This window comes from Pseudomonas sp. P5_A2_2 (assembly GCF_054177685.1).
On record NZ_JBGCUL010000230.1, the window covers coordinates 1 to 6,009 of the forward strand.

Annotated in this window: 6 protein-coding genes and 1 pseudogene; 5 read left to right on the top strand and 2 right to left on the bottom strand. The window is 57.2% G+C overall.

The features are described 5' to 3' along the window. The 3 genes from ACXRVY_RS14775 to ACXRVY_RS14785 form a co-directional block, all read left to right on the top strand. The coding region (locus tag ACXRVY_RS14775) for a proline racemase family protein (protein WP_458237656.1) at positions 1 to 155 on the top strand (155 nt) is incomplete at its 5' end. 102 nt (positions 156 to 257) lie between these two features. Continuing rightward, positions 258 to 1,271, top strand: a complete 1,014-nt coding sequence (locus ACXRVY_RS14780; protein WP_458237655.1) for a GlxA family transcriptional regulator — start codon at positions 258 to 260, stop codon at positions 1,269 to 1,271. A gap of 101 nt (positions 1,272 to 1,372) precedes the next feature. Further along, positions 1,373 to 2,302, top strand: a complete 930-nt coding sequence (locus ACXRVY_RS14785; protein ID WP_223457913.1) for a DMT family transporter — start codon at positions 1,373 to 1,375, stop codon at positions 2,300 to 2,302. 237 nt (positions 2,303 to 2,539) lie between these two features. Here ACXRVY_RS14785 and fdhA read toward each other — a convergent pair whose 3' ends face one another. Next, complete coding sequence (fdhA, locus tag ACXRVY_RS14790) at positions 2,540 to 3,739, bottom strand: formaldehyde dehydrogenase, glutathione-independent (protein WP_150782973.1); 1,200 nt, start codon at positions 3,737 to 3,739, stop codon at positions 2,540 to 2,542. A gap of 381 nt (positions 3,740 to 4,120) precedes the next feature. Here fdhA and ACXRVY_RS14795 point away from each other — a divergent pair, with 381 nt between their 5' ends. Beyond that, entirely contained in the window at positions 4,121 to 4,828 is a 708-nt protein-coding gene (locus ACXRVY_RS14795; protein ID WP_223457915.1) for a TetR/AcrR family transcriptional regulator, read from the top strand. Then, on the top strand, positions 4,818 to 5,594 hold the full coding sequence (locus ACXRVY_RS14800) for a pyrroline-5-carboxylate reductase family protein (protein ID WP_458237657.1): 777 nt from the start codon (positions 4,818 to 4,820) through the stop codon (positions 5,592 to 5,594). Before ACXRVY_RS14795 ends, ACXRVY_RS14800 begins: the two co-directional genes overlap by 11 nt. 62 nt (positions 5,595 to 5,656) lie before the next feature. On the opposite strand, the pseudogene ACXRVY_RS14805 reads toward ACXRVY_RS14800, so the two are convergent. Further along, positions 5,657 to 6,009, bottom strand: a pseudogene (locus ACXRVY_RS14805) (N-methylproline demethylase); the annotation flags it as partial.

A 6,009-nucleotide genomic window follows, 5' to 3' on the forward strand; every position in this document is an offset into this window, starting at 1 on the left:
GTACAATCTACGAAGGAAAAGTGGAGGCGTCGGTAAAGGTCGGAACCTTCGACGGCATGAATCCAAGTATCAGCGGCTGGGCTGAGGTGACAGGTCACAACACTATTTTTGTCGATGACAAAGACCCTCTGGCCCACGGGTTCCAGCTCGCATAAACAGTACGGTCACGGCGCCAGCGGTTGATTCTTCGCAAGCGCGGATTCAACCGTGGTTTGCACAAAGGCTGCATTCGTTAGAGTAAATAAGCGAGGCGTAAAGTGATCGAACGACGAGATTTCAGCGGGTGTATGAAAGGTAAAAACCTGCGCTATCTGGAAGAGAGTCGGAGCGAGCCGACGGCTCATGCCCGGGCAGGATTTTTACTGCTCGAACACTTCTCGTTGCCTGCATTTACGCAAGCGCTCGATACGATTGTCACCGCCAACCTTTTGCGTCCTGCGTTGTTCTCTTCACGAACCTTCGGGTTGCAGGACGGAGAGGTTACCAGCGACCTTGGCCTGATCAWTCGACCGGATGCGCGTTTGGACGTGGCAGCACTCAAAGACCTGAATTTGCTGGTCATATGCGGCGGCTATCGCACTGAACTCAAAGTCAATCACGAGCTGATCAGCATCCTTAAAACGGCATCGGAACTGGGTATTACCCTGGCCGGGCTGTGGAATGGGGCGTGGTTTTTGGGCGTGTCAGGTTTGCTTGAGGGGTATCGTTGTGCGATTCATCCCGAACATCGACCTGCGCTCGCAGAAATTTCAAAAGTAACGCATGTCACCAGTGAAGCATTTGTCATGGATCGAGACCGGCTCACGGCTTCGAGTCCGGCGGGTGCTTATCATATGGCTCTCGAGTGGATCAAAGGGCTGCATGGCAAGGCGCTTGTCGAGGGCATCGAAGACATTCTGTCTTTCGAAGAGTCACGGTATCGGCGTATCAAACCGACACAAAACATCTCGTTGAGCGCCCCCCTCAAAGAGGTGGTCAAACTGATGGACGCCAACCTGGAAGAACCGTTGCAAATGGACCAACTGGCGGTCTATGCCGGACGTTCCCGTCGACAAATAGAGCGCTTGTTCAAAGAGCAACTGGGTACCACGCCGCAACGGTATTACCTGGAATTGCGCATTACCGAAGCACGGCGATTACTTCAGCACACAGAGCTGTCTCAGGTTGATGTGCTGGTCGCATGCGGCTTTGTTTCACCGAGCCATTTCAGCAAATGCTACAGCTCGTATTTTGGTTACCGGCCTTCGAAAGAAACACGGCTGGTGAAATAAAGAATGCCTGATCAATCCTCAGTGAGTGCTGGTCTTTAACCGCGACTGCGGGCTGCTGTAACGCTCCAAACCGGAGTCGCTGAAATTTTAAGGAGGAGGGCATGACCGAAGTGCGATTGAAGAGCGGTCAAACAGAAAACACGGCGTACTTGACTACGCCCACCGTCGCCGCTGGTCCTGGGGTCACAAGGCCCCAACTCGGGATTTTCCTATGCCTGCTTTCGATGCTTATCTTCGCGAGCCAGGACGGAATAACCAAGGTGCTGGTCAAAGACATCCCGGTTGCCCAGTTGGTCATGGTGCGTTATTGGGTGTTTGTCGTATTTGCCTTCGGATATGCCGCCTACCAAGGTAGGGTCAAGGAACAGTTTCGGAGCAAGCACCCTTGGCTCCAAATCATTCGAGCGCTGTTAGCCGTGGGTGAAATAGTACTGTTCGGAGTCGGGCTGCGCTATTTAGGCCTGGCTGAAATGCACGCTCTCTATGCGGTATTCCCTCTGATGACTCTGGCATTGGCAGGGGGGCTGCTAGGAGAGCTTGTCGGGCTACGACGCTGGATCGCGGCTGCCATAGGGTTCACCGGGACACTGATTATCCTGCGACCAGGCGCGGGCGTCTTTGAACTGGCAGCGCTGATTCCCCTGCTGTCTGCTTTGGGGTTTGCAGTATTCAATGTACTGACGCGCCGAATTAGCCAGCACGATTCCTTTGCGACGAACATGCTTTTTATGGCAAGTGTGGGTGCCCTGACGATCACATTTGTGGGGCTGCCCGCATGGGTTTCTCCAACTCCGGTCCAGGGCCTCTTGATGGGGATCCTGTCATTGACGGGAGTAGTCGCTCAGATTCTCCTCATTCAAGCACTGAAATACGCGACCGCTTCTACCCTGCAGCCTTTCAACTATGCGCTTCTGGTGTTCGCCACGTTGATTGGGGTGATCGTTTTTGCCGAGCGCCCTGATGCCTGGGTGGTTGTCGGCGCAGCGCTGGTGATTATCGGTGGGCTGTATGCGATTAAAGCGAAGGCGTGAACGTACCTGAGTGTATGAAGTAATCAATGTGTGGTGGGTTTCCTGGATGATCCATAAAAAAGGGCAGCTCAAAAACCTGTGGGAGCGAGCTTGCTCGCGATGGCGGATTGTCGGGCAAAGCAAGTGTTGACTGTGCCACCGTCATCGCGAACAGGTTCGCTCCCACAAGGATTGCGGCGTTCAACGCCTTGACTGATCGGCATTAAGCTCAAAGCTGCCCTTTTCCCAACCAACTCCTTAGGCGGCGCTAAACAGCTTGTGCGGATCCATGACGAATTTTTTCGGCACCCCGGCATCGAACTCGTGGTAACCGCGCGGCGCGTCGTCCAGGCTGATCACCTGTACGCCGACGACCTCGGCAATGTTGATCCGGTCCCACATGATCGCCTGCATCAGCTGACGGTTGTACTTCATCGTCGGGGTCTGGCCGGTGTGGAAGCTGTGGGACTTGGCCCAGCCGAGGCCGAAACGGATGTTCAGGCTGCCATGCTTGGCGGCTTTGTTGACCGCGCCCGGGTCTTCGGTGACATACAGACCGGGGATACCGATATTGCCGGCGACCCGCACCACGCCCATCAGCGCGTTGAGCACGTCGGCCGGGGCCTCGTGCTGCGCGCCGTCATGGCCGTGGCCACGGGCTTCGAAGCCGACCGCATCGACCGCACAATCGACTTCCGGCTCACCGAGCAGGTCGGCGATTTGCTCGTGCAACGGAGTGTCCTGGGTCAGGTCGGCGATCTCGAAGCCCTGGGCCTTGGCATGCGCCAGACGCAGCGGATTCACGTCGCCGACGATCACCACCGCCGCACCCAGCAAACGGGCGGAGGCGGCAGCAGCCAGGCCGACGGGACCGGCACCGGCGATATACACCGTGCTGCCAGGGCCGACACCGGCGGTCACCGCGCCGTGGTAGCCGGTCGGCAGGATATCGGAGAGGCAGGTCAGGTCGCGGATTTTCTCCATGGCCTTGTCGCGGTCGGGCAGCTTCAGCAGGTTGAAGTCGGCATAAGGCACCAGCACGTATTCGGCCTGGCCGCCAACCCAGTCGCCCATGTCAACATAGCCATAGGCACCGCCGGGGCGCGCCGGGTTGACCGTCAGGCAGACGCCGGTGTGCTGTTCCTTGCAACTGCGACAACGGCCGCAGGCGACGTTGAACGGCACCGAGACCAGGTCACCGATCTGCACGTTTTCCACATCACGGCCTTTCTCGATCACCTCACCAGTAATCTCATGGCCAAGCACCAGCCCGACCTGGGCCGTGGTCCGGCCACGCACCATATGCTGGTCGGAGCCGCAGATATTGGTCGAAACCACGCGCAGGATCACGCCATGGTCAATGCGCTTGCCGCGTGGGTCTTCCATTTTCGGATAGGGGATGGTCTGCACCTCGACCTTGCCTGCGCCGAGATACACGACACCACGATTACCAGACATGTTTTCACCTCGCTTTTGTTGTTGTGAGAACACGGCCCTTGTACTGCGAAGGGGCGCGCGGCCTTACAGTGCGGCGGTATATGTCTTGCGTTTGCGTGTGAGTGCAGAATTGGTTGGAAGTCGCCTTCCAACCACGTGTTATTAGCAGTCATCGTATCGATCCTACGCCTGGTATCAACACCCGGCGAGAGCATTTAGCACCCACTCACCACCTGTTTCCAGGCATGCTCCGAATAATCGCCCAGCGTCGGTTCCGATGCTTACTGGAGGTATGCATCTCTACGAATGTCTCGAAAATGTACGCCCATGTACATGCCGTGTACGTGACAGATCGTGGGGTGTACAGTGGGGAAGAATTTTCAGATTAAAGGTGCAACCCGGATGTCACAGACAGGAAGGGCGAAAACCAAAGCGCAAGACGCAGGCTGGCGAGGCTCCGTCGATGTCTGGCTGGACGCCGCCTACGAAGCTCTTAAAGAGTCGGGGGTGGATGCTGTGCGGGTGATGCCGCTGGCCAAACGCTTGAATTTATCTCGTACCAGCTTCTATTGGTTCTATGAAGATCGGGAACAGCTGCTCGCGGCACTTCTGGCTCGATGGCGGGACAAGAACACCGGCGGTATGGTCAGCCAATGCGAGAGTTACGCAGAAAGTATTTCCGAAGCGATTCTCAACGTCTTCGAATGCTGGGTGAACCCTGAACTGTTCGACTCGCAGTTCGAATTTGCCGTGCGCAGTTGGGCGCTGCAATCGGACGAGGTCAAAGCTGAAATCGCTTTAGCCGACGAGGCGCGGATGAATGCCCTGGCCGCGATGTTCCGACGGTTTGGCTACGACGCCGAGGGGGCCGATGTTCGGGCCAGGACCATCTACCTCACGCAGATCGGCTACATCTCCATGAAAACCAATGAAGATATTGTCGTTCGATTTCGACGGATTCCTCAGTACGTGAGCGTGTTCACCGGCAAAGTACCGAAGCGGCGCGAGCTGGACCGCTTTTATGGAAAATTTGGCTACGCGGAAAAAGAACCCGGCGTTTTCGTACCCTTGGCAGAAACATTCGAGGAGTCCCCTGCCGATGGAGAATAGAACTCTGGGCATCATTGGGGGCACCGGCTGGCTCGGGCGTGCAATTGCCGAGGCGCTCCTTGATAGCGGTTTCATCAAGCCTGACCATTTGTTGATCTCGAACCGCTCAGGCGTCAGTACCTTCGAGCCAGCCGTGGAACTGTTGGCCGACAACCAGCAGTTGGTGGACCTCAGCGATATTGTCGTGCTGTCCATCCGACCGGAGCAGTTTCGTGAACTGCAGATCAACGCCCGCGGCAAGCTGGTGATTTCCTTGATGGACGGAGTTCCGGCGGCAGCCATCAGCGCGGCCACCGGTGCGGATGTAGTGGTGCGGGCCATGCCGAATGCGGCCGTGGAAATCAGGCTGTCGTTTACGCCCTGGTACTGTGCTGGAAACCTTGTTGAACGCGACCGCAAGTGGGTGCAGCGACTGTTCGAGTGCGTAGGTTCGGCGGACGAAGTGCCTGATGAAGACTGCATTGATTACCTAAGTGCGTTGTCGGGGACCGGGCCGGCTTTCCCGGCAATGTTGCAAATGGCACTGATCAATCAGGCGGTGGCTGCGGGAATTCCCCTTGCCATTGCGCAGCGCGCTGCACAAGGCGTGGTGGTGGGGGGCGGCCAGATGCTTGCCAGTCGCGATCCGCAGCAAATGATTGAGTCGTTGATGGCTTACCGTGGCGTGACGGCAGCAGCGCTGCAGTCGATGGTCGATCAAAACATCGAGTCCATTGTCGGGCGGGCAGTGAAGGCAGGCGCTGAGGTTGCGCGGCGGGGAATGTAGCCAGGGCAGGGGATATACAGTGAAGGCCCGCTGAAGGGCCTTCACTGCATGTAGATCAGGATTCAGATTTCTTTCACCAGGCGTAAAGCGTCGTAGATGGCCGCGTGGGTGTTGCGAGCAGACACGGCGTCGCCGATCCGGAACAGCTGGAAGCGTCCTTCGGGATTGGTGACGATGTTCTGTGCCGTGCCAGCGATCAGGTCATGCTGCTCTACCGCGCCGCCATTGGTGGAGAGAGGACGCAGGTCGAAGTACAAGTCGTCCAGGGGAAGGGTGCCGTGGTTGACGACCACCTGATCGACCACGCGCTGCTTGTGAACCTGTCCGTAATCGCTGCCAAAGGTTGCAACGAGCCCGCCATCACGTTTTTCCACTGTATCGACCCGGTAGGTCACGGTGAAGGTGACGTCCAGGT

Bases quoted from the DNA above. Each gene is read 5' to 3' on its own strand.
- ACXRVY_RS14800 (WP_458237657.1), top strand. From the start codon at position 4,818: ATGGAGAATAGAACTCTGGGCATCATTGGGGGCACCGGCTGGCTCGGG.
- ACXRVY_RS14795 (WP_223457915.1), top strand. From the start codon at position 4,121: ATGTCACAGACAGGAAGGGCGAAAACCAAAGCGCAAGACGCAGGCTGG.
- fdhA (WP_150782973.1), bottom strand. From the start codon at position 3,739: ATGTCTGGTAATCGTGGTGTCGTGTATCTCGGCGCAGGCAAGGTCGAG.
- ACXRVY_RS14785 (WP_223457913.1), top strand. From the start codon at position 1,373: ATGACCGAAGTGCGATTGAAGAGCGGTCAAACAGAAAACACGGCGTAC.